The following is a 19782-nucleotide window of genomic DNA, read 5'->3' as shown; positions in this document are numbered from 1 at the left end:
CCGCTCCCACAAGTACAGCGCTCGACTCAGACTTCGCGTGATCCTGTGGGAGCGGGTTTACCCGCGAAGGGCTGCAAAGCAGCCCCAATAAGTGCAATGAAGCGCTAACTGACTGGCATCAGGCCCCACCCTGGTTATTTTTGTTTTTCGAGCTGGTGATACTTGCCGTCTTTATCCCACTGGTAGACCACGTAGTCGGACACGGTAAGGTCGCCCTTGCTGTCCCACTTCTTCTCGCCCATGACGGTCTTGACCGGGTTGGCCTTGAGCCACTTGGCGGCGTCTTCGCCCTTGTTCGACTTGGCACCGTTGAACCCGGCGGCCAGGGCCTGCAGCGAAGCGTAGGCGTACAGGGTGTAGCCTTCCGGCTCGGTGCCGTTCTTGCGGAACTCCTCGACCACCGCCTTGCTGTCAGGCAGCAGGCGTGGGTCGGCGCCGAAGGTCATGTACACGCCATCGACGTATTGGGCACCGCCGGCGGTGGTGACCAGTTCGTCGGTGACGATGCCGTCGTCGGACATGAACTTGACGTCCTTCAGGCCCTGCTCGCGCAGCTGGCGTACCAGCGGGCCGGCCTCGGGGTGCAGGCCGCCGAAGTAGACGACGTCGGCACCGGCGGCGCGGATCTTGGTGACCACGGCGCTGAAGTCCTTCTCGCCGCGGGTCAGGCCTTCGTACAGCACCGGCTTGACGCCGCGCTTCTCGAGCTGTGCCTTGGTGGCGTCGGCCAGGCCCTGGCCGTAGGTGTCCTTGTCGTGCAGCACGACCACTTTCTTGCCCTTGAGCACGTCGACGATGTAGTCGCCGGCGACGATGCCCTGCTGGTCGTCACGACCGCACATGCGGAACATCGCGGACAGGCCACGCTCGGTGACCTGCGGGTTGGTGGAGCCCGGGGTGATGGCGATCACGCCGGCCTCGTCATACACCTCGGAGGCGGGGATGGTGTTGGAGGAGCAGAAGTGGCCGACCACGCCGATCACCTTGTCCTGGTCCACCAGGCGGTTGGCCACGGCCACGGCCTGCTTGGGTTCACAGGCGTCGTCACCTTTGACCAGAACGATTTTTTCGCCGTTCACCCCGCCGGCGGCGTTGATCTTGTCGGCTGCCGCCTGGGCACCTTTCATGTACTGCTCGCCAAACGCTGCGTTGGCACCGGTCATGGGGCCCGCTACACCGATCTTGACGTCGGCCTGAACATACGAAGAAACACCCAGTGCTGTGGCTACTGCCAGTGCCAGGAAACCTTTCTTGTAAAACGTCTGCGACATGAGGTGGTGCTCCTAGAGTTTTTTTTGGTTGGCACTACAACTTCATCAACCCTGTGCTCCGAGCAAGGGCCGTGCCATTGGTTTTGCATTGCGGGAAAACTCACTGTGCAGGGGCAGACGAGGCGACCGACGGCCTTTTCTTTATTGAGCGTGCAACCGTCTGTTGCAGGGTGAGCGCCACCCAAACGCCTAGACAAGGAGCAACCATCGAGTGCCATCATTGCAACCCTTGCAAGTGTTAACGTGCAACCGCCCTGTAACAGCCGACGTCACCGAACTGCACACCGCTGGTGCGCGACTGCTACAGGCAGCACCGTTTGAAGGCTAGCCGGTGCACGGAAAACTCGCCTGGGTGGATCGCCAGCCCCGGCCATTTTGCTCATGGCTGGCACAAACACTGGCACAATGGCCACCATTCACGCGCGCCTGCACCGTTTACAGCAGGCGCCGCCGACCTGGAGCTTTACATGAGCGAGAGCGCATTCGCCGAGCGCATCGTGCACAACCTGCTCGACACCGATTTCTACAAGCTGACGATGATGCAGGGCGTGCTGCACAACTACCCGGACGCCGACGTCGAGTGGGAGTTTCGCTGCCGCAATGGCGAAGACCTGCGCCCCTACCTGGGCGAAATCCGCCACCAACTGGAGTTGCTCAGCGAGCTCACCCTGGATGATGGCCAGCTGGCCTTCCTCGAGCGCATCAGCTTCCTCAAGCCCGACTTCCTGCGTTTTCTGCGGCTGTTCCGCTTCAACCTGCGCTACGTGCACTTAGGGATCGAAAATGACCAGTTGAGCCTGCGCCTGCGGGGCCCATGGCTGCACGTGATCCTCTTCGAAGTACCTTTGCTGGCGATCATCAGCGAAGTGCGCAACCGCCACTTGCACCCGCACATGCGCCTGGCCGTGGCGCGTGAACAGCTGCACCGCAAGTTCGACTGGCTGCGCGCCCATGCCAGCGATGACGAGCTGGCCGAACTGCAGGTGGCCGACTTCGGCACCCGCCGGCGCTTTTCCAGCCGGGTGCAGGAGGAAGTGGTGCGGGTGCTGCGCGATGACTTCCCGGCCCGCTTCGTCGGCACCAGCAATGTCGACCTGGCATGGAAACTGGATATCAAGCCGCTGGGCACCATGGCCCACGAGTGGTTCATGGCCCACCAGCAACTCGGTCCGCGGCTGATCGACAGCCAGATCGCCGCGCTGGACTGCTGGGTGCGCGAGTACCGCGGGCTGCTGGGCATCGCCCTGACCGACTGCATCACCATGGATGCCTTCCTGAAGGATTTCGATCTGTACTTCGCCAAGCTGTTCGACGGCCTGCGCCACGACTCGGGCGAGCCGGTGGCCTGGGCCGAGAAAGCCATCGCCCATTACCAGAAGCTGGGCGTCGACCCGATGACCAAGACCCTGGTGTTCTCCGATGGCCTGAACCTGACCCGCTCACTGGAAATCTTCCGTGCCCTGCGCGGTCGGATCAACGTCAGCTTTGGCATCGGCACCAACCTGACCTGCGATATCCCCGGTGTGGCGCCCATGAACATCGTGCTTAAAATGACCGACTGCAACGGCTCGCCAGTGGCGAAGATCTCCGACGAAGCCGCCAAGACCCAGTGCCGCGACCAGAACTTCGTCGCCTACCTGCGTCACGTATTCAAAATCCCCAGCAAGGAGTAACCCATGCAAGCCGTACAGCAGGAGATTGCCCAGGCGCTCAAGGTGCAGCCGCCGTTCGCCGATGCCGCCGCACTCGAGCAGGAAGTGGCCCGGCGCGTGGCGTTCATCAAGGATTGCCTGGCCAACGCCCGGCTCAAGACCCTGGTGCTGGGCATCAGCGGCGGCGTCGATTCGCTGACCGCCGCCCTGCTCGCCCAGCGCGCCATCAACGAGTTGCGCAGCGAGACGGGCGACAAGGCCTACACCTTCATCGCCGTGCGCCTGCCGTACCAGGTGCAGCACGACGAGCATGACGCCCAGGCCTGCCTGGACGTGATCAAGGCCGACGAAGTGCACACCGTCGACATTGCCCCGGCAGTACGCGCCCTGGCCATTGAAGTGAAAGCGCTGGAAGGTGGCTCGCCGAGCCTGGTGGACTTCGTCGTCGGCAATACCAAGGCGCGCATGCGCATGGTGGCGCAGTACACCATCGCCGGCGCCCGCGCGGGCCTGGTGATCGGCACCGACCACGCCGCCGAGGCGGTGATGGGCTTCTTTACCAAGTTCGGTGATGGTGCCTGCGACCTGGCGCCGCTGAGCGGGCTGGTGAAGAACCAGGTGCGGGCGATTGCGCGCAGCTTTGGCGCGCCGGAATCGCTGGTGGAGAAGGTGCCGACCGCCGACCTGGAAGACCTGGAACCGGGCAAGCCGGACGAAGCGTCCCACGGCGTCACCTACCAGCAGATCGATGCTTTCCTGCATGGCCTGCCAGTCGATCAGGCGGCGTTCGACATCATCGTCGGCACCTACCGCAAGACCCAGCACAAGCGCGAACTGCCGTTCGCGCCTTGATCAGGCTGTAGAAAGACCTGTGGGAGCGGGCTTGCCCCGCGATGACGCTGGTGGACTCACCATCGCCATCGCGGGGCAATCCCGCTCCCACAAGGGTATTGCGTCAGGTATCGCTTACTTGACGATAACCTTGCCCTTCATCATCGAGATGTGGCCCGGGAAGGTGCAGAAGAAGCTGTAGTCGCCACCGGCTTCGAGCTTCGAGGTGTCGAACTTCACTTCAGTCTCTTTCTCAGGCGCGCCGATCATCGCGGTGTGGGCGATGATGTTGGCGTTGTCTGCTTTCAAGTAGCCCTTGTCGATGCCCTGGCTCATGCCTTCGGTGGCGATCGCCTGCATGTCGGCAGTCTTGCTGATCACCAGGTTGTGGCCCATGACGTTCTTCGGCAGGCTGCCGGAGTGGGTCAGCTTGACGGTGAACTCTTTGCAGCTCTTGTCGACGGTGAATTCTTTGCTGGTGTAGGACATCTGGTCAGTCGACTCGACGGTGACCGAGCATTCGGCTGCAAAGACAGAGGCGCTGGCGAGGGTCAGCAGGGATACCGCTACAGCTTTCGCAAACATCATGAATCTCCTTGGCAGGGTTTTATCAATTGCGAGACTGCCTGAAACCATGCAACCCAGCCCTGATGTGGGTCAAGGGGTGTCAAGTGGCCAGCCAGTTGAATTGTTCAATGGATTGTATACAACCAATCAAAGAGCACATCATGCCCTCTTGATAGACGATGGGACAACCTTTCATTTAGGAGTAACTGAAATGTCCCTCTCAAGTTTCATGAACAGCCTGCTCGCCGCCTACGCCCAGGGTGCCACCGGCGCGGCCTGCGAATTCTCCCGCCCGGAGTGAAGACAGCCTTGGAAGCTGCGGCCTTGCGCCTTACCCTGTCAGCCCTGTGAAGGGAGACAAGCAATGCCAGTACGTTCCGTTTGTGTGTTCTGCGGCGCCAGCACCGGCGCCAACCCGGCCTACCGCGAGGCGGCCATCGCCCTCGGCCAGGCCATCGCTCGCCGCGGCCTGACGCTGGTCTACGGCGGTGGCGCGGTCGGCCTGATGGGCATCGTCGCCGACGCGGCCCTGGCGGCCGGAGGCGAGGTGGTCGGGATCATCCCCCAGAGCCTGCTGGATGCCGAAGTGGGCCACAAAGGCCTTAGCCGCCTGGAGGTGGTCGACGGCATGCACGCGCGCAAGGCGCGCATGGCTGAACTCAGCGATGCCTTCATCGCCCTGCCGGGCGGGCTGGGGACGCTGGAGGAGCTGTTCGAGGTGTGGACCTGGGGGCAGTTGGGGTATCACGCCAAGCCGCTGGGCTTGCTGGATGTGAACGGGTTCTACGAGAAGCTGGGCGGGTTCCTCGACCATGTGGTCGAAGAGGGCTTCGTCAGGCCGCAGCATCGGGCGATGTTGCAGTTGGCGCAGCAGCCGGATGAGCTGCTGGACGGGATGGACAGCTTCATTGCGCCGGTGGCGCCGAAGTGGGTGGACAAGAAGCCTGATTGAGTCGAACGGGTGACCTGAACACCCGTGGGAGCGGGCTTGCCCCGCGATAGCGATGGTGAATTCACCGACCCCATCGCGGGGCAAGCCCGCTCCCACGAACTACATGGCGTCCTGCTTCAGCGCGGGATGACCGGCTGACGCGGCTTCTTGCCCTTGCCGCCACCCTTGGCCGCCTCTTTGCGCTCCTTGGCCGCCTGCTGGTTGCGGGCGAACGCTTCGGCCTTGGCCTTCTCGCGCTTGTCCCACGGCTTGCTGCCATCGCTGGCACGCGGCGGCAGGCCGGTGTGCTGGGTGAGAATCTTCTGCTCCTTGCCCACCTTGTGGCTGCCGGCCGGCGTGGAGTTCTTGCGCCGGGCACTCTGGTAGCTGTCGGTCTGCGGCTGGTGCAGCGGGATCAACTGGTGCTTGCCCGGGCCAATCAGGTCGGCGCGGCCCATGCGCTCCAGCGCCTCACGCAGCATCGGCCAGCCCTTCGGGTCGTGGTAGCGCAGGAACGCCTTGTGCAGGCGGCGCTGTTCCTCGCTCTTGACGATCTCCACCCCTTCGCTCTTGTAGGTGACCTTGCGCAGCGGGTTCTTGCCCGAGTGGTACATGGCCGTGGCCGAAGCCATCGGCGACGGGTAGAACGCCTGCACCTGGTCGGCGCGGAAGCCGTTGCCCTTGAGCCACAGGGCCAGGTTCATCATGTCTTCGTCGGTGGTGCCCGGGTGCGCGGCGATGAAGTACGGGATCAGGTACTGCTCCTTGCCCGCTTCTTTCGAGAACTTCTCGAACATGCGCTTGAAGCGGTCATAGGTGCCGATACCCGGCTTCATCATCTTGTCCAGCGGGCCACGCTCGGTGTGCTCCGGGGCAATCTTCAGGTAGCCACCGACGTGGTGGGTCACCAGCTCGCGCACGTACTCCGGCGATTCCACCGCCAGGTCGTAGCGCAGGCCCGAGGCGATCAGGATCTTCTTCACCCCCGGCAAGGCACGTGCCTTGCGGTACAGCTCGATCAGCGAGCTGTGGTCGGTGTTGAGGTTCTCGCAGATGCCGGGGAACACGCACGACGGCTTGCGGCAGTGCTTCTCGATCTCGTGGCTCTTGCAGGCGATGCGGTACATGTTGGCGGTCGGGCCGCCCAGGTCGGAGACCACGCCGGTAAAGCCTGGCACCTTGTCACGCATCTCTTCGATTTCGTGCAGGATCGACTCATGCGAGCGGTTCTGGATGATCCGGCCTTCGTGCTCGGTGATCGAGCAGAAGGTGCAGCCGCCGAAACAGCCACGCATGATGTTGACCGAGAAACGAATCATCTCGTAGGCCGGGATGCGCTCCTTGCCGTAGGCCGGGTGCGGAATACGTGCGTAGGGCATGCCGAACACGTAGTCCATCTCTTCGGTGGTCATGGGGATGGGTGGCGGGTTGAACCACACATCCACTTCACCGTGCTTCTGCACCAGGGCGCGGGCGTTACCGGGGTTGGTCTCCAGGTGCAGCACGCGGTTGGCGTGGGCATAGAGCACCGGGTCGTTACGCACTTTCTCGAACGATGGCAGGCGGATCACCGACTTTTCGCGGGTGATCTGCGGGCTGTCGAGGATCTGCACCACCTTGGCTTCGTTCGGGTCGTCCTGCTCGCCCTTGGCCTGCTCGATGGCACAGGCCTGGGTGTCCTGGGTGTTGACGTAGGGGTTTATGATCTTGTCGACCCGGCCCGGACGGTCGATGCGGGTGGAGTCGATCTCGTACCAGCCCTGAGGCGTGTCGCGGCGAATGAACGCCGTGCCGCGCACGTCGGTGATCTGCTCGATGGGCTCGCCCTGGGACAGGCGCTGGGCGACCTCGACAATGGCCCGCTCGGCGTTGCCGTACAGCAGGATGTCGGCGCTGGCGTCCACCAGGATCGAGTGGCGGACCTTGTCCTGCCAGTAGTCGTAGTGGGCGATACGGCGCAGCGAGGCCTCGATGCCGCCGAGCACGATCGGCACGTGCTTGTAGGCTTCCTTGCAGCGCTGGCTGTACACCAGGCTGGCGCGATCCGGGCGCTTGCCGGCCAGGCCGCCGGGGGTGTAGGCGTCGTCGGAACGGATCTTCTTGTCCGCGGTGTAGCGGTTGATCATCGAGTCCATGTTGCCGGCCGCGACGCCGAAGAACAGGTTCGGCTCGCCGAGCTTCATGAAGTCGTCTTTGGACTGCCAGTTCGGCTGGGCAATGATGCCTACCCGGAAGCCCTGGGCCTCGAGCAGGCGGCCGATGATGGCCATGCCGAACGACGCATGATCGACGTAGGCGTCACCGGTCACGATGATGATGTCGCAGGAATCCCAGCCGAGCTGATCCATCTCCTCCCTGCTCATCGGCAGGAACGGCGCTGGTCCGAAGCATTCGGCCCAGTACTTGGGATAGTCGTAGAGTGGTTTGGCTGCTTGCATGTCAGTGACCGGTTCTGGTGTGCAGGGAAATCGCGGGCGCGGAATATAGCACAAATTTTGACCAAATCCGACGGTGGTGGTCGGATTCATAACAGCTGAGGCATCGCCTTTGTGGGAGCGGGCTTGCCCCGCGATGGTGGCGGATGCTTCAACACCGTAATCGCGGGGCAAGCCCGCTCCCACAGGAGTCAGCCCGGCCCGATGGCGCTACTCGTCGTCGTCGAAGTTATACATGCCCGGCGCAAGGTTCTCAAAGCGGGTGTACTTGCCGATGAACGCCAGGCGGATGAAGCCGATGGGGCCGTTACGCTGCTTGCCGATGATGATCTCGGCCACGCCCTTGTGCTCGGTCTCGGGGTGATACACCTCGTCGCGGTAGACGAACATGATCACGTCGGCGTCCTGCTCGATCGCACCGGATTCACGCAGGTCGGAGTTGACCGGGCGCTTGTTGGGGCGCTGCTCCAGGGAGCGGTTGAGCTGCGACAGGGCGATGACCGGGCAGTTGAATTCCTTGGCCAGGGCTTTCAACGAGCGGGAGATCTCGGAGATCTCGTTGGTGCGGTTGTCACCGGCCGAGCCCGGGATCTGCATCAGCTGCAGGTAGTCGACCATGATCATGGCGATCTCGCCGTGCTCACGGGCCAGGCGGCGGGTACGGGCACGCATTTCCGAGGGGCTGATGCCGGCGGTGTCGTCGATGAACAGCTTGCGGTCGTTGAGCAGGTTGACCGCGGAAGTGAGGCGCGGCCAGTCGTCATCGTCCAGCTGGCCGGAACGCACCTTGGTCTGGTCGATCCGGCCGAGGGACGAGAGCATACGCATGATCAGCGATTCACCTGGCATCTCGAGGGAGAACACCAGCACCACCTTGTCGCTGCGCAGTACGGCGTTCTCCACCAGGTTCATGGCGAAGGTGGTCTTGCCCATCGACGGACGGCCGGCAACGATGATCAGGTCGGCAGGCTGCAGGCCGCTGGTCTTCTCGTCGAGGTCGGTGTAACCGGTGGAGACACCGGTGATGTCGCTGTCGGAGTTGAACAGCGTGTCGATGCGGTCGATGGCCTTGGTCAACAGCTCGTTGACGCCCACCGGGCCGCCGGTCTTCGGCCGCGCTTCGGCGATCTGGAAGATCTGCCGCTCGGCGTCGTCGAGGATCTCTTCGGCGTTGCGCCCCTGGGGGTTGAAGGCGTTGTCGGCGATGTCGGTGCTGATGCTGATCAGCTGGCGCAGCGTGGCCCGCTCGCGAATGATCGCGGCATAGGCCTTGATGTTGGCCACCGACGGCGTGTTCTTGGCCAGCTCGGCCAGATAGGCCAGGCCGCCGACCTGGGTGGAGACCCCTTCCTTGTCCAGTTGCTCGTGCAGCGTCACCACGTCGAACGGGTGGTTGGCGTCGACCAGCTTGTGGATGGCGCGGAAGATCAGGCGGTGGTCATGCCGATAGAAATCGCCATCCGACACCTGATCCAGCACCTTCTCCCAGGCGTTGTTGTCCAGCATCAGGCCACCGAGCACGGCCTGTTCGGCCTCGATGGAATGCGGCGGCACCTTCAGGGCAGCGGTTTGCAGGTCGAGCTGTTCGGGATGGGTAATCTCGTTCATGGCCACGAAAGAATTCTGGAAGATGAAAAAGACAAAGGGCACGGCCTGTAATAAACAGGACCGTGCCCGATGTTAACCGCCTGGCCCGCGAGGGACCAGCCGATTGCGCAGCTTAGGCAGCTACGACGACCACACGTACGGTGGCTTCAACGTCGCTGTGCAGGTGCACGGCTACGTCGTATTCGCCAACCTGACGGATGGTGCCGTTCGGCAGACGAACTTCAGCCTTGGCCACTTCAACGCCGGAGGCGGTCAGGGCGTCAGCGATGTCGTGGGTGCCGATCGAACCGAACAGCTTGCCTTCGTCGCCAGCGGTGGCAGTGATGGTCACTTCCAGCTCGGCCAGTTGGGCAGCGCGGCTTTCAGCCGATGCTTTCTTGTCTGCTGCGGCTTTTTCCAGCTCAGCGCGGCGCTCTTCGAACGCGGCCAGGTTGGCGGCGTTGGCAACGGTGGCCTTGCCGAACGGCAGCAGGAAGTTACGGCCGTAACCGGCCTTAACGTTTACTTTGTCGCCCAGGTTGCCCAGGTTGGCGACTTTTTCCAGCAGGATCAGTTCCATTTGGTAAAACCTCTTAACTTTTAACCTTCACCGTTCGCGGAATCGTCACCCTGCGAAGGGGACTTGCGACCGCGAAAATCAATCAGGCTGTCGACAATGGCCAAAACCACGAGCAACGGATACATCAGCTGCATGAGCAGCGGCAACGTCACGTACATCCCCACCAGCCAGAAGCCGGCCAGTCGCCCCTGCGCCACCAACCCATGAATCAGGGCGATGCCAGCCAGAAGCAGTACCAGGCTGGAAGCCGATGCCAGCACGATGAACTGTGACCCGATAAACGGACCCAGTGCCATCAGCGACACCAGTGCCAGCATGGGCACCGGCGGTAGCCTCAGTTCGCGAAACTCGCGGCCGAAACCACCGGGGTTGTACAACGCTGCCTGCCAATAGCGCGCCAGCATCAAAGCCAGCAGGCTGAACAGCTGCAGCATTACCGCACTGGAAGCGACCAGCAAAGGGCCGATCAGCTCACCAGGTAGTACGGGTTTGCCTTCGAACTGCGGCAGGGCTTTTTCAAGCGCCTTGGCCAACACCTCGAAGGTCTCGCGCAGCACCGCATCCAGGATCAGGCTGTACAGCAAGCCTAATACGACACTGGACAGCAGCACCCGGCTCCAGGAGTGCCCGGCACGCAACAGCGCAGCCAGGCCCAGCGTTCCCAAAAACACCAGCAAGGTGCTGGGTTCGCCGAAGTACAACATGACCACCGCCGGCAACAGGCCCCAGGCGATGACCGATGAAGCATCCTTGAAACCACGCCGCAGGAACACCAGGCTCCCGGCGGCGGCACTCAACCAGAACAGCAGCGGCAGTACCGCACTGATGACCACCACGAAGGTGGCCTGCACACGACCGCGCATGATGAAACTTGCCAACGCTCGCATGCTTATCCCTTGCTACTTAAGTCGACGACCCGGTCTCAGCGGCCGTGGCTGTCGGTGTAGGGCAGCAGGGCCAGGAAGCGGGCGCGCTTGATAGCGGTAGCCAGCTGACGCTGATAACGAGCTTTGGTACCGGTGATGCGGCTTGGAACGATCTTGCCGGTTTCGGATACGTAAGCTTTCAGGGTGTTGAGATCTTTGAAGTCGATCTCTTTCACGTCTTCAGCAGTGAAGCGGCAGAATTTACGACGACGGAAGAAACGTGCCATGTGATTGGCTCCTCAAAAGGTCCGTGGATTACTCGTCAGCGTTATCGCTGTTGTCGCTGTCATTGCTGTCGTCGCCATCGACGCCATCAGCACTGTCAGGACGTTCGCGACGCTCACGGCGCTCGCTGCGGTTCTCTTCTGCCTTGAGCATCTCGGACGGGCCGGTAACGGCTTCGTCACGACGGATGACCAGGTTACGGATCACGGCATCGTTGTAGCGGAAGTTGTCTTCCAGCTCGGCCAGGGCCTTGCCGGTGCATTCAACGTTCAGCATCACGTAGTGAGCCTTGTGAACATTGTTGATTGCGTAGGCCAGCTGACGACGGCCCCAGTCTTCCAGACGGTGGATTTTGCCGCCGTCTTCTTCGATCAGCTTGGTGTAACGCTCAACCATGCCGCCGACTTGCTCGCTCTGATCCGGGTGGACCAGGAAGATGATTTCGTAATGACGCATGAATGCTCCTTACGGGTTAGTAGTCTGCCAGCGAATCTGGTCAGACAAGGAGTGAATGACACTGTAAGTCTTGCCCCGGCGTGTAGGCGCATGCGCACCGGCCAGCTGGCAAGGGGCGCAATTGTAGAGAAGGCCGGGGGGACAAGCAAGGTGATTGGCGAATATTTGAACAGCCGGAAACATATTCGCGGAGCGGGGTTCGTGGGAGCGGGCTTGCCCCGCGACACGATGGCAAACCCACCACCGCCATCGCGGGGCAAGCCCGCTCCCACAAGCCCGCCCCGCAGACAACGAATCAGCGTTTGGCCTGGCGCTGACGCACGGCCTCGAACAGGCACACCCCGGTGGCGACCGAGACGTTCAGGCTGCTGACGCTGCCGGCCATCGGCAGCTTGACCAGGAAATCGCAGTGCTCGCGAGTCAGGCGACGCATGCCCTTGCCTTCGGCGCCCATGATCATCACCAGCGGGCCGGTCAGGTCCTGCTGGTAGATCTCCTGTTCGGCCTCGCCAGCGGTACCGACCACCCACAGCCCGCGCTGCTGGAGTTTTTCCAGGGTGCGGGCAAGGTTGGTCACGGCCACCAGCGGGATCACTTCGGCGGCACCACAGGCCACCTTGCGCACCACGGCAGTCAGGCTGGCCGACTTGTCCTTGGGGATCACCACCGCGGTAGCGCCCGCGGCATCGGCGGTGCGCAGGCAGGCGCCGAGGTTGTGCGGGTCGGTGACGCCATCGAGCACCAGGATCAGCGGCGGGGTTTCGGTGCGCTCGAGCAACTCTTCGAGCATCAATTCACCCCACACCTGGCTCGGGCTTACCTCGGCCACTACGCCCTGATGCACGCCCTCGACCCAGGCATCGAGCTCGCGGCGCTCGGCCTGGCCGACCTGGACGCGGTTTTCCGCGGCCAAGGCCAGCAAGGCCTGCAGACGCGGTTCGCTACGGCCTTCCGACAGCCAGATCTGCTTGACCCGCTTGGGATGGTGCTGCAGCAGTGCCTGGACGGCATGCACGCCGTAGATTTTTTCCAGCTGACTCATGACTTGTTCTTGCCTTTACGTGGCGCGCCGGACTTCGACGGACCCTTGCGATGCTTGGTCGGTTTGCCGGAAGCCGACTTGCTACCTTTTTCCGACTTGCTGCTGGCATGCCCGGTGCGCGCATCGCTCATCAGCGCTTTCTTCATCTCGCGACTCTTGCGCACTTCGGCGTTACGCTGGACGGCGTCTTTCGGGAAGTAGGCATCGGCGGTTTCGCCTTTGCGGCTGCGCGGTTTGGGCGAGATTTTCGCCTCGCCGGCAGGCGCTGGCTGCGCCGCCGACTCGGTGGCGGCACCGGCGCGCGCCTTGCGGCCAACCGGCGCGGTGACGGTCTGCTCGGACATCTCGAAGTCGATCTTGCGCTGCTCGAGATCGACGCGCATGACCTTGACCTCGACCGTGTCGCCAAGGCGGAAGCTGCGCCCGGTACGCTCGCCCGACAGGCGATGGTGAACCGGATCGAAGTGGTAGTAGTCACCCGGCAAGGCGCTGACATGCACCAGGCCTTCGACATAGATGTCGGTCAGCTCGATGAACAGGCCAAAGCCGGTCACCGCCGTGATCACGCCCGGGAAGATTTCCCCGACTCGATCTCGCATGTACTCGCACTTGAGCCAGTTGACCACGTCGCGGGTGGCCTCGTCGGCGCGGCGCTCGGTCATCGAGCACTGCTCGCCCATCTGCTCGAGGGCATTCTCGTCGTACGGGTAGATACGCGCCTTGGGGATGCTCATGGCGCCGGCACGCTTGACGTGCGGGGTATCGACCTTGGAGCGGATCACGCTGCGGATCGCACGGTGCACCAGCAGGTCCGGGTAACGACGGATCGGCGAGGTGAAGTGGGTGTAGGCTTCGTAGTTCAGGCCGAAGTGGCCATTGTTCTCGACGCTGTACACCGCCTGGCTCAGGGAGCGCAGCATGACGGTCTGGATCAGGTGGAAGTCCGGGCGCCCGGCGATGCTCGCCAGCAGGGCCTGGTAGTCCTTCGGCGACGGATCCTTGCCCTTGTGCAGGCTCAGGCCCAGCTCGCCAAGGAAGGCGCGCAGTTTTTCCAGGCGTTCCGGCGGCGGACCGTCGTGCACGCGGTACAGCGACGGCACGTTGTGCTTCTGCAGGAACGCGGCGGTGGCGACGTTGGCCGCCAGCATGCATTCCTCGATCAGCTTGTGGGCGTCATTGCGCACGGTCGGACGAATTTCGTCGATCTTGCGGTCTTCGCCGAAGATGATCCGGGTTTCCTGGGTCTCGAAGTCGATCGCGCCACGGGTGTGACGGGCCGCCAGCAGCACCTTGTACAGTGCGTACAGGCTCTTGAGGTCTGGCAGGACCGCACTGTACTCCTCGCGCAGGGCCTTGCCTTCGCGGGTACGGGCATGCTCGAGCATGCTGCTGACCTTGTTGTAGGTCAGGCGCGCGTGGGAGTGGATGACCCCCTCGTAGAACTGGTAGTCGACCATCTGGCCGGCCTTGTTGATGGTCATTTCACAGACCATGGCCAGGCGATCGACGTGCGGGTTCAACGAGCACAGGCCGTTGGACAGCTCCTCGGGCAGCATCGGGATGACGCGCTCCGGGAAGTACACCGAGTTGCCGCGCTGCTGTGCTTCGGTGTCCAGGGCAGAACCCAGGCGCACGTAGCTTGAAACGTCAGCGATCGCCACGTAGAGGCGCCAGCCGCCAGAGAACAGGCGCAGCTTGCCCAGCGGCTCGCAATAAACGGCATCGTCGAAGTCACGGGCGTCTTCACCGTCAATGGTGACGAACGGCAGGTGACGCAGGTCGATGCGCTTCTCTTTGTCTTTTTCTTCGACTTCGGAGCGGAACTTGCGCGCTTCCTTGATCACGTCCTGGGGCCAGACATGGGGAATGTCGTAGCTGCGCAGGGCGATGTCGATCTCCATGCCCGGGGCCATGTAGTTGCCGATCACTTCGACAACGTCACCTTGCGGCTGGAAGCGCGGGGTGGGCCAGTGGGTGATCTTGATCGAGACGAACTGGCCGATCTTCGCGCCGCCGTTGCGCCCGGCGGTGACCAGCACTTCCTGCTGGATCTTCGGGTTGTCCGGCGTCACATAGCCGATGCCGCCTTCTTCGAAGTAGCGGCCGACCACGCTCTCGTGGGCACGGGAGATGACTTCGACCAGCACGCCTTCGCGGCGGCCACGGCGATCGACACCGGAGACCCGGGCAAGGCCGCGGTCACCGTCGAATACCAGGCGCATCTGCGAGGGGCTGAGGAACAGGTCTTCACTGCCGTCGTCGGGGATCAGGAAGCCGAAGCCGTCGCGGTGGCCGGAGACACGGCCGCAGATCAGGTCGAGCTTGTCTACCGGGGCATAGGTGCCACGCCGGGTATAGATAAGCTGGCCATCACGCTCCATGGCGCGCAGGCGGCGACGCAGGGCTTCGATCTGGTCTTCTTCATACAGACCGAACTCTGCCGCCAGTTCTTCGCGGGCAGCAGGTTCGCCACGGTCGGCGAGGCGCTGCAGGATCAGCTCACGGCTGGGGATAGGATTGTCGTATTTTTCCGCTTCGCGAGCGGCCTCGGGATCGAGGGATTGCCAATCGGCCATCAGAAGGGGTTCACCTTGGGGTATATAGATATGAATTCTGGCATAGGCGTATTGAAACCGGAAATGTCAGCCTTGGACAGCCCCAGCACAGCGTCCGTCAGGCAGTAATAGGCCTGCGGAATCAACAAGTTGAATTTTTTGAAATTTTTTTCGCTCGGGGGGTTTACAGCCTCCAGGACCGCCCGTATAGTGCGCACCACAACGACGGACAACCCCGAAGTTGTAGTAGAGATGAACGGCGCTGTAAAGCATCTTGTAATCTCGAATGTGTGCCCAGGTGGCGGAATTGGTAGACGCGCTGGTTTCAGGTATCAGTGACTTAACGGTCGTGGAAGTTCGAGTCTTCTCCTGGGCACCAAGATTTTCAAGTAATAGATGACCAAGGATCTATTACTACTGTGTGAAAGCGAACGATAGTCGCCTCACCAGTTGATTCAAAGCTTTGCCCAGGTGGCGGAATTGGTAGACGCGCTGGTTTCAGGTATCAGTGACTTAACGGTCGTGGAAGTTCGAGTCTTCTCCTGGGCACCATATAAAAACCCACTAGCTTGCTAGTGGGTTTTTTCTTGCCTGCGATTTTTGGTTGCCCCCTCTCCCGCCGAAGGTTCTCTGGCGCTCGATCTGAAAGACACAGCAGGAATCACGACGAACACCCATGAATTTCCCGTCATGCGCCCATTTGAGAAACGATTTCGTTTACCATTGTTTCCAAATATGTAGCCGTAAGCGAGGAAGTACCCGCATGACGATCCGCCCGCAACCGCTGATGCGCACCCTGGCCGCTGCAGTGCTGAGCCTGGTGATCGGCGCTCCGGCCGCCCTGGCAGACGCCCCGGCCAGCCTGACCATGTACAACGGTCAGCACAAGGAAATCGGCGAAGCCATTGCCAAGGCCTACGAGGCCAAGACCGGCATCCACATCAATATCCGCAAAGGCAGCAGCAACCAGCTGGCCAGCCAGATCATCGAGGAAGGCGACCGCTCGCCCGCTGACATCATCTATACCGAAGAGTCGCCACCGCTGAACAACCTGGGCGAACTGGGCCTGCTGGCGAAGATCGACGACGCCACCCTGAACATGCTGCCCAAGGAATACGTGGGCGCCAATGGCACCTGGATGGGCGTCACTGCCCGCACCCGCGTGGTGGTGTACAACCCGAAGAAGATCGACGAGAAAGACCTGCCCACCACCGTGATGGACTTCGCCGACCCTGAATGGGAAGGCCGGGTCGGTTACGTGCCCACCAGCGGCGCATTCCAGGAGCAGGCCGTGGCCATCCTCAAGATGCACGGGCGCGAGGCCACCGAGGAATGGCTGACCGGCTTGAAAGCGTTCGGCAAGACCTACACCAACAACATGGTTGCCCTGAAGGCCGTGGAAAAAGGCGAAGTCGCCGCCGTGCTGGTGAACAACTACTACTGGTACGCCCTGGAGCGCGAACGCGGCAAGCTCGACTCCAAGCTGTACTACCTGGCCGATGGCGATGCCGGCAACCTGGTGACCATCTCCGGCGCTGCCGCGGTGAAAGCCAGCAAGCACCCGAAAGAAGCCCAGGCCCTGCTCAACTGGATGGCCAGCGAAGAAGGCCAGCGTGTGATCACCCAGACCACCGCCGAATACCCGCTGCACAAGGGCATGGTCTCGGACCGTGGCCTGAAGCCATTCGGGGAACTGCGCCCGCCGAAGATCTCGCCGGCCGACCTGGGCAATGCCGAGGAAGCCATCGAGCTCGAACGTGAGGTTGGTCTGCTCTGATGACCGCCGCCCTGCCCTCGCCCGCCCTCTCCCGCTTCGTCCCCAAGCGCAAGCGCCCGTCTGTCTGGGTGCTGCTGCCGGTGCTGTTCCTGGTGGCGATGAGCCTGCTGCCGCTGCTATATGTCGGGCTCAAGGCCTGGGAAGCCGGCGCGCACGAGGCCCTGCGCCTGCTCTGGCGCCCGTTCGTCTGGGGCCTGCTGCGCAACACCCTGCTGCTGATGGCCGGCGTCACCGCGCTGTGCCTGGTGGTGGGCGTGGCCCTGGCCTGGCTGCTGGAGCGCAGCGACCTGCCCGGCCGGCGCCTGTGGGGCGTGGTGCTGTGCCTGCCGTTTGCCGTGCCGTCGTTCGTCAGCAGCTTCACCTGGGTGTCGCTGAGTTCGGACTTCGAAGGGCTGGGCGGGGCGATCCTGGTGATGGCGCTGTCCAAATACCCGCTGGTGTTCCTGCCGGTGGCCGCTACCCTGCGCAACCTCGACACCGCGCTGGAAGAATCGGCGCGCACCCTGGGCTGCAGCCGCTGGGGCGTGTTCCGCAAGATCACCCTGCCACTGCTCTGGCCGTCGATGCTGGGCGGCGCCCTGCTGATCGCCCTGCACATGCTGGTGGAGTTCGGCGCCCTGTCGATTCTTGGTCTGCAGACCTTCACCACGGCGATCTACCAGCAGTTCGAACTGGAATTCAGCAACGCCAATGCCGCCATGCTTTCGGCAGTGCTGCTGGCGCTGTGCCTGGTGATGCTCTGGCTGGAGCTGCGGGTGCGCGGCAAGGCCCGCCATGTGCGGATCGGCCAGGGCGTGGCACGCCGCGCCCAACCGGTCAACCTGCGTGGCTGGATGCCACTGGGGCAACTGCTGTGCCTGGCGCTTGCGGTGCTGGGCAGCGGCATTCCACTGGCCATGCTCGGCTACTGGCTGAGTGTCGGCTCGTCGGCGGCCTTCCCGGTGGCGGCCATCGGCAAGGCACTGGCCACCTCGCTGTCGGTGTCGCTGGGCGGCGCAGGTTTCTGCGTGTTGCTGGCATTGCCGATCAGCTTCCTGGTGGTGCGCTACAAGGGTCGCCTGGCGATCTGGGCCGAACGCCTGCCGTACCTGCTGCACGCCCTGCCGGGCCTGGTGATCGCACTGACCCTGGTGTTCTTCGCCCTGCACTACGTGCCGGCGCTGTACCAGACCACTGCCCTGCTGATCCTGGCCTATGCCCTGCTGTTCCTGCCACTAGCCCAGTCGCCGGTGCGCACGGCGCTGAACAAGGCTTCGCCGACGCTGGAAGAGGCCGCGCGCACGCTGGGTGCAAGCAGCTTCGCGGCGTTCTGCCGGGTGACCCTGCCGATCATCTTCCCGGCCATGGCGGCGGCGTTTGCGCTGGTGTTCCTGGATGCCATGAAGGAGCTGACCGCAACCTTGCTGCTCAGCCCGACCGGGATGACCACGCTGGCAACCGAGGTGTGGGCCCATACCGCCAACGTCGAGTTTGCGGCGGCGGCGCCTTATGCGGCGCTGTTGATCGTGGTGTCGGGGTTGCCGGTGTATCTGCTGACTACGCGGATGTATCTGAACAAGGCATAAGGCCCTATCGCGGGGCAAGCCCGCTCCCACGCCGCCGTTTGTCGGTCGCGTGGGAGCGGGCTTGCCCCGCGATGCTTTTCAGGCCCTGAACTGGCCCAGACTTGCGCGCAACTGCGCGGCCAGGTCATCCAGCACCTTGCTGCTGGCCGTGGTCTGCATCACCACCTCGGCCGAGCGTTCGGCCTGGGCATGGATGTTCTCCACCCGCCCACGCACTGCCTGCGCACCATTGGCCTGCTGCTCCGCCGCACGGGTAGCCAGGCCGATCGCAGCATGCACCTGCTCCACCGCCGCCTGTACCGACTGCTGACGCCGCTCATTGTCGCGCAGCACCAGCAAACCTTCGCTGGCCTGGCGCCCGGCCTGGCTGATGGTGGCAACCGCCTCCTTGGCACCCTCCTGCAAGGCGGTGATGTGCGACTGGATATCGCCGGTCGAGCTCTGCGTCTTGCTCGCCAACGCCCGCACCTCGTCAGCCACCACGGCAAAGCCACGCCCAGTCTCGCCCGCCCGCGCCGCCTCGATGGCGGCATTGAGCGCCAGCAGGTTGGTCTGCTCGGCAATACCATGGATGACCGTCAGCACCACTTCGATCTGCTCGCTTTGCTTGGCCAGCCGCTCGATCACCTGGGAGCCGGTCTCTACTTCGCCGGCCAGGTTCTCGATCAGCCGCGCCAGCTGCGTAGACGCACGGCTGTTCTCATCGGTGGCCTGGCGGATATCCACCACCTGCTGCAAGGCGGCCTGCATGGCATGGCTTTCGGCCTGGGCCTCGTCGGCCATGCTCGACAGGTCGCGCAGGCTGGCGGCCACTTCATCGCGCTGCAGCGCCGCCGCGGCGTCGGCCCCGGCGTTGCGCTGGGCCATGCTGCCGATCTCCACCCCAGTGCGCTGGGCCACCTCACCGGCCTCACGCACGATGGGTTGCAGCTTGTCGACGAAGCGATTGACCGCCGAAGCCATGTCGCCGATCTCGTCGCGGCTGTCGAGGGTCACACGCTTGGTGAGGTCGCCCTCACCCGCAGCCAGGTCGTTGAGCGCGGCAATCAGCAGGCGCAGCTTGCTGAGCACCCGGCGCCCGAGCACCACGGCGACCACCAGCAATACCCCCAGCCCGACCAGCACCAGACCCAGGCCGATACGCCAGCGCAACTCGCCTGCGGCGTCACGCACGGTCTGCGCGGTATTGGCCTGCATCGCCGTGGCGCTGTTCTGGGCGGTTTCCAGGCGGGCGCGCAGGGCCTTGCCACTGTCGGCGGCGGCGGCCACCAGGCTGTCGCCGACCAACTGCTCACCGCTGCCGATCAACGCGGCAAAACGCTGGTCGAGCGCCTTGAGCTCCTGATCGACGCCCGCCGTGGAAACGCCCATCAGCACCTTGC

16 protein-coding genes, 2 tRNA genes and 1 pseudogene are annotated in these 19782 nt (G+C 63.2%); 7 read left to right on the top strand and 12 right to left on the bottom strand.

What is annotated here, in order from left to right; genetic code table 11:
* Nucleotides 1-134: 134 nt before the first annotated feature.
* Nucleotides 135-1271 (bottom strand): branched-chain amino acid ABC transporter substrate-binding protein, encoded by a 1137-nt coding sequence (locus RTH46_RS06650; protein ID WP_153789203.1) that lies wholly within the window; start codon nt 1269-1271, stop codon nt 135-137.
* Nucleotides 1272-1738: 467 nt separating this feature from the next.
* Between RTH46_RS06650 and pncB the strand changes: the two genes are divergently transcribed.
* Nucleotides 1739-2944 carry a nicotinate phosphoribosyltransferase gene (gene pncB / locus RTH46_RS06645; protein WP_153789204.1) on the top strand — a complete coding sequence of 402 codons (1206 nt, stop codon included), beginning with the start codon at nt 1739-1741 and terminating at the stop codon, nt 2942-2944.
* A 3-nt stretch (nt 2945-2947) separates the two neighbouring features.
* On the top strand, nt 2948-3775 hold the full coding sequence (gene nadE / locus RTH46_RS06640; protein ID WP_279846563.1) for an ammonia-dependent NAD(+) synthetase: 828 nt from the start codon (nt 2948-2950) through the stop codon (nt 3773-3775).
* A 114-nt stretch (nt 3776-3889) separates the two neighbouring features.
* Here nadE and azu read toward each other — a convergent pair whose 3' ends face one another.
* Complete coding sequence (gene azu, locus RTH46_RS06635; protein WP_279846562.1) at nt 3890-4339, bottom strand: azurin; 450 nt, start codon at nt 4337-4339, stop codon at nt 3890-3892.
* 346 nt (nt 4340-4685) lie between these two features.
* On the opposite strand from azu, the gene RTH46_RS06630 reads away from it, so the two are divergent.
* On the top strand, nt 4686-5273 hold the full coding sequence (locus tag RTH46_RS06630; RefSeq protein WP_316905276.1) for a TIGR00730 family Rossman fold protein: 588 nt from the start codon (nt 4686-4688) through the stop codon (nt 5271-5273).
* Nucleotides 5274-5389: 116 nt separating this feature from the next.
* On the opposite strand, the gene RTH46_RS06625 is transcribed toward RTH46_RS06630, so the two are convergent.
* The 8 genes from RTH46_RS06625 to rnr all read right to left on the bottom strand — a co-directional run bounded on the left by RTH46_RS06625 (nt 5390) and on the right by rnr (nt 15079).
* On the bottom strand, nt 5390-7690 hold the full coding sequence (locus RTH46_RS06625; protein ID WP_153789207.1) for a YgiQ family radical SAM protein: 2301 nt from the start codon (nt 7688-7690) through the stop codon (nt 5390-5392).
* A gap of 207 nt (nt 7691-7897) precedes the next feature.
* Nucleotides 7898-9295 carry a replicative DNA helicase gene (dnaB, locus tag RTH46_RS06620; RefSeq protein ID WP_110996121.1) on the bottom strand — a complete coding sequence of 466 codons (1398 nt, stop codon included), beginning with the start codon at nt 9293-9295 and terminating at the stop codon, nt 7898-7900.
* A gap of 112 nt (nt 9296-9407) precedes the next feature.
* Nucleotides 9408-9854, bottom strand: a complete 447-nt coding sequence (rplI, locus tag RTH46_RS06615) for a 50S ribosomal protein L9 (RefSeq protein ID WP_011535934.1) — start codon at nt 9852-9854, stop codon at nt 9408-9410.
* A 20-nt stretch (nt 9855-9874) separates the two neighbouring features.
* Nucleotides 9875-10741, bottom strand: coding sequence for a hypothetical protein (locus RTH46_RS06610; RefSeq protein WP_316905275.1), 867 nt, complete (start codon nt 10739-10741; stop codon nt 9875-9877).
* Between the two features lie 35 nt (nt 10742-10776).
* A complete protein-coding gene (gene rpsR / locus RTH46_RS06605; protein WP_003249563.1) occupies nt 10777-11007 on the bottom strand; it encodes a 30S ribosomal protein S18 in 231 nt (76 codons plus the stop codon).
* 28 nt (nt 11008-11035) lie between these two features.
* Nucleotides 11036-11461, bottom strand: coding sequence for a 30S ribosomal protein S6 (gene rpsF / locus RTH46_RS06600; RefSeq protein WP_110996123.1), 426 nt, complete (start codon nt 11459-11461; stop codon nt 11036-11038).
* Nucleotides 11462-11756: 295 nt separating this feature from the next.
* Nucleotides 11757-12503, bottom strand: coding sequence for a 23S rRNA (guanosine(2251)-2'-O)-methyltransferase RlmB (gene rlmB / locus RTH46_RS06595; RefSeq protein ID WP_153789209.1), 747 nt, complete (start codon nt 12501-12503; stop codon nt 11757-11759).
* Nucleotides 12500-15079 (bottom strand): ribonuclease R, encoded by a 2580-nt coding sequence (gene rnr / locus RTH46_RS06590; protein WP_153789208.1) that lies wholly within the window; start codon nt 15077-15079, stop codon nt 12500-12502. The genes rlmB and rnr overlap by 4 nt, the downstream gene beginning before the upstream one ends.
* A gap of 271 nt (nt 15080-15350) precedes the next feature.
* Here rnr and RTH46_RS06585 point away from each other — a divergent pair.
* The 4 genes from RTH46_RS06585 to RTH46_RS06570 all read left to right on the top strand — a co-directional run bounded on the left by RTH46_RS06585 (nt 15351) and on the right by RTH46_RS06570 (nt 18400).
* A tRNA-Leu gene (locus tag RTH46_RS06585) sits at nt 15351-15437 on the top strand.
* An 86-nt stretch (nt 15438-15523) separates the two neighbouring features.
* A tRNA-Leu gene (locus RTH46_RS06580) sits at nt 15524-15610 on the top strand.
* Between the two features lie 211 nt (nt 15611-15821).
* Nucleotides 15822-16835 (top strand): extracellular solute-binding protein, encoded by a 1014-nt coding sequence (locus tag RTH46_RS06575; protein WP_316905273.1) that lies wholly within the window; start codon nt 15822-15824, stop codon nt 16833-16835.
* Nucleotides 16835-18400 (top strand): ABC transporter permease, encoded by a 1566-nt coding sequence (locus tag RTH46_RS06570; RefSeq protein WP_110996127.1) that lies wholly within the window; start codon nt 16835-16837, stop codon nt 18398-18400. The genes RTH46_RS06575 and RTH46_RS06570 overlap by 1 nt, the downstream gene beginning before the upstream one ends.
* Nucleotides 18401-18478: 78 nt before the next feature.
* Here RTH46_RS06570 and RTH46_RS26240 read toward each other — a convergent pair whose 3' ends face one another.
* Entirely contained in the window at nt 18479-19183 is a 705-nt protein-coding gene (locus tag RTH46_RS26240; RefSeq protein WP_410478550.1) for a methyl-accepting chemotaxis protein, read from the bottom strand.
* A gap of 201 nt (nt 19184-19384) precedes the next feature.
* Nucleotides 19385-19597 (bottom strand): annotated as a pseudogene (locus RTH46_RS26235) (methyl-accepting chemotaxis protein); the annotation flags it as partial.
* Between the last annotated feature and the right edge of the window lie 185 nt (nt 19598-19782).

Origin of the sequence: Pseudomonas sp. zfem004 (genome assembly GCF_032621715.1) — a bacterium.
GTDB lineage: Bacteria > Pseudomonadota > Gammaproteobacteria > Pseudomonadales > Pseudomonadaceae > Aquipseudomonas > Aquipseudomonas sichuanensis.
The sequence above is the reverse complement of the archived record's forward strand: the minus strand, read 5'-3'. Positions and strand labels throughout refer to the sequence as shown.

Bases quoted from the DNA above. Each gene is read 5' to 3' on its own strand.
- RTH46_RS06650 (WP_153789203.1), bottom strand. From the start codon at position 1,271: ATGTCGCAGACGTTTTACAAGAAAGGTTTCCTGGCACTGGCAGTAGCC.
- pncB (WP_153789204.1), top strand. From the start codon at position 1,739: ATGAGCGAGAGCGCATTCGCCGAGCGCATCGTGCACAACCTGCTCGAC.
- nadE (WP_279846563.1), top strand. From the start codon at position 2,948: ATGCAAGCCGTACAGCAGGAGATTGCCCAGGCGCTCAAGGTGCAGCCG.
- azu (WP_279846562.1), bottom strand. From the start codon at position 4,339: ATGTTTGCGAAAGCTGTAGCGGTATCCCTGCTGACCCTCGCCAGCGCC.
- RTH46_RS06630 (WP_316905276.1), top strand. From the start codon at position 4,686: ATGCCAGTACGTTCCGTTTGTGTGTTCTGCGGCGCCAGCACCGGCGCC.
- RTH46_RS06625 (WP_153789207.1), bottom strand. From the start codon at position 7,690: ATGCAAGCAGCCAAACCACTCTACGACTATCCCAAGTACTGGGCCGAA.
- dnaB (WP_110996121.1), bottom strand. From the start codon at position 9,295: ATGAACGAGATTACCCATCCCGAACAGCTCGACCTGCAAACCGCTGCC.
- rplI (WP_011535934.1), bottom strand. From the start codon at position 9,854: ATGGAACTGATCCTGCTGGAAAAAGTCGCCAACCTGGGCAACCTGGGC.
- RTH46_RS06610 (WP_316905275.1), bottom strand. From the start codon at position 10,741: ATGCGAGCGTTGGCAAGTTTCATCATGCGCGGTCGTGTGCAGGCCACC.
- rpsR (WP_003249563.1), bottom strand. From the start codon at position 11,007: ATGGCACGTTTCTTCCGTCGTCGTAAATTCTGCCGCTTCACTGCTGAA.
- rpsF (WP_110996123.1), bottom strand. From the start codon at position 11,461: ATGCGTCATTACGAAATCATCTTCCTGGTCCACCCGGATCAGAGCGAG.
- rlmB (WP_153789209.1), bottom strand. From the start codon at position 12,503: ATGAGTCAGCTGGAAAAAATCTACGGCGTGCATGCCGTCCAGGCACTG.
- rnr (WP_153789208.1), bottom strand. From the start codon at position 15,079: ATGGCCGATTGGCAATCCCTCGATCCCGAGGCCGCTCGCGAAGCGGAA.
- RTH46_RS06575 (WP_316905273.1), top strand. From the start codon at position 15,822: ATGACGATCCGCCCGCAACCGCTGATGCGCACCCTGGCCGCTGCAGTG.
- RTH46_RS06570 (WP_110996127.1), top strand. From the start codon at position 16,835: ATGACCGCCGCCCTGCCCTCGCCCGCCCTCTCCCGCTTCGTCCCCAAG.
- RTH46_RS26240 (WP_410478550.1), bottom strand. From the start codon at position 19,183: ATGGCCGACGAGGCCCAGGCCGAAAGCCATGCCATGCAGGCCGCCTTG.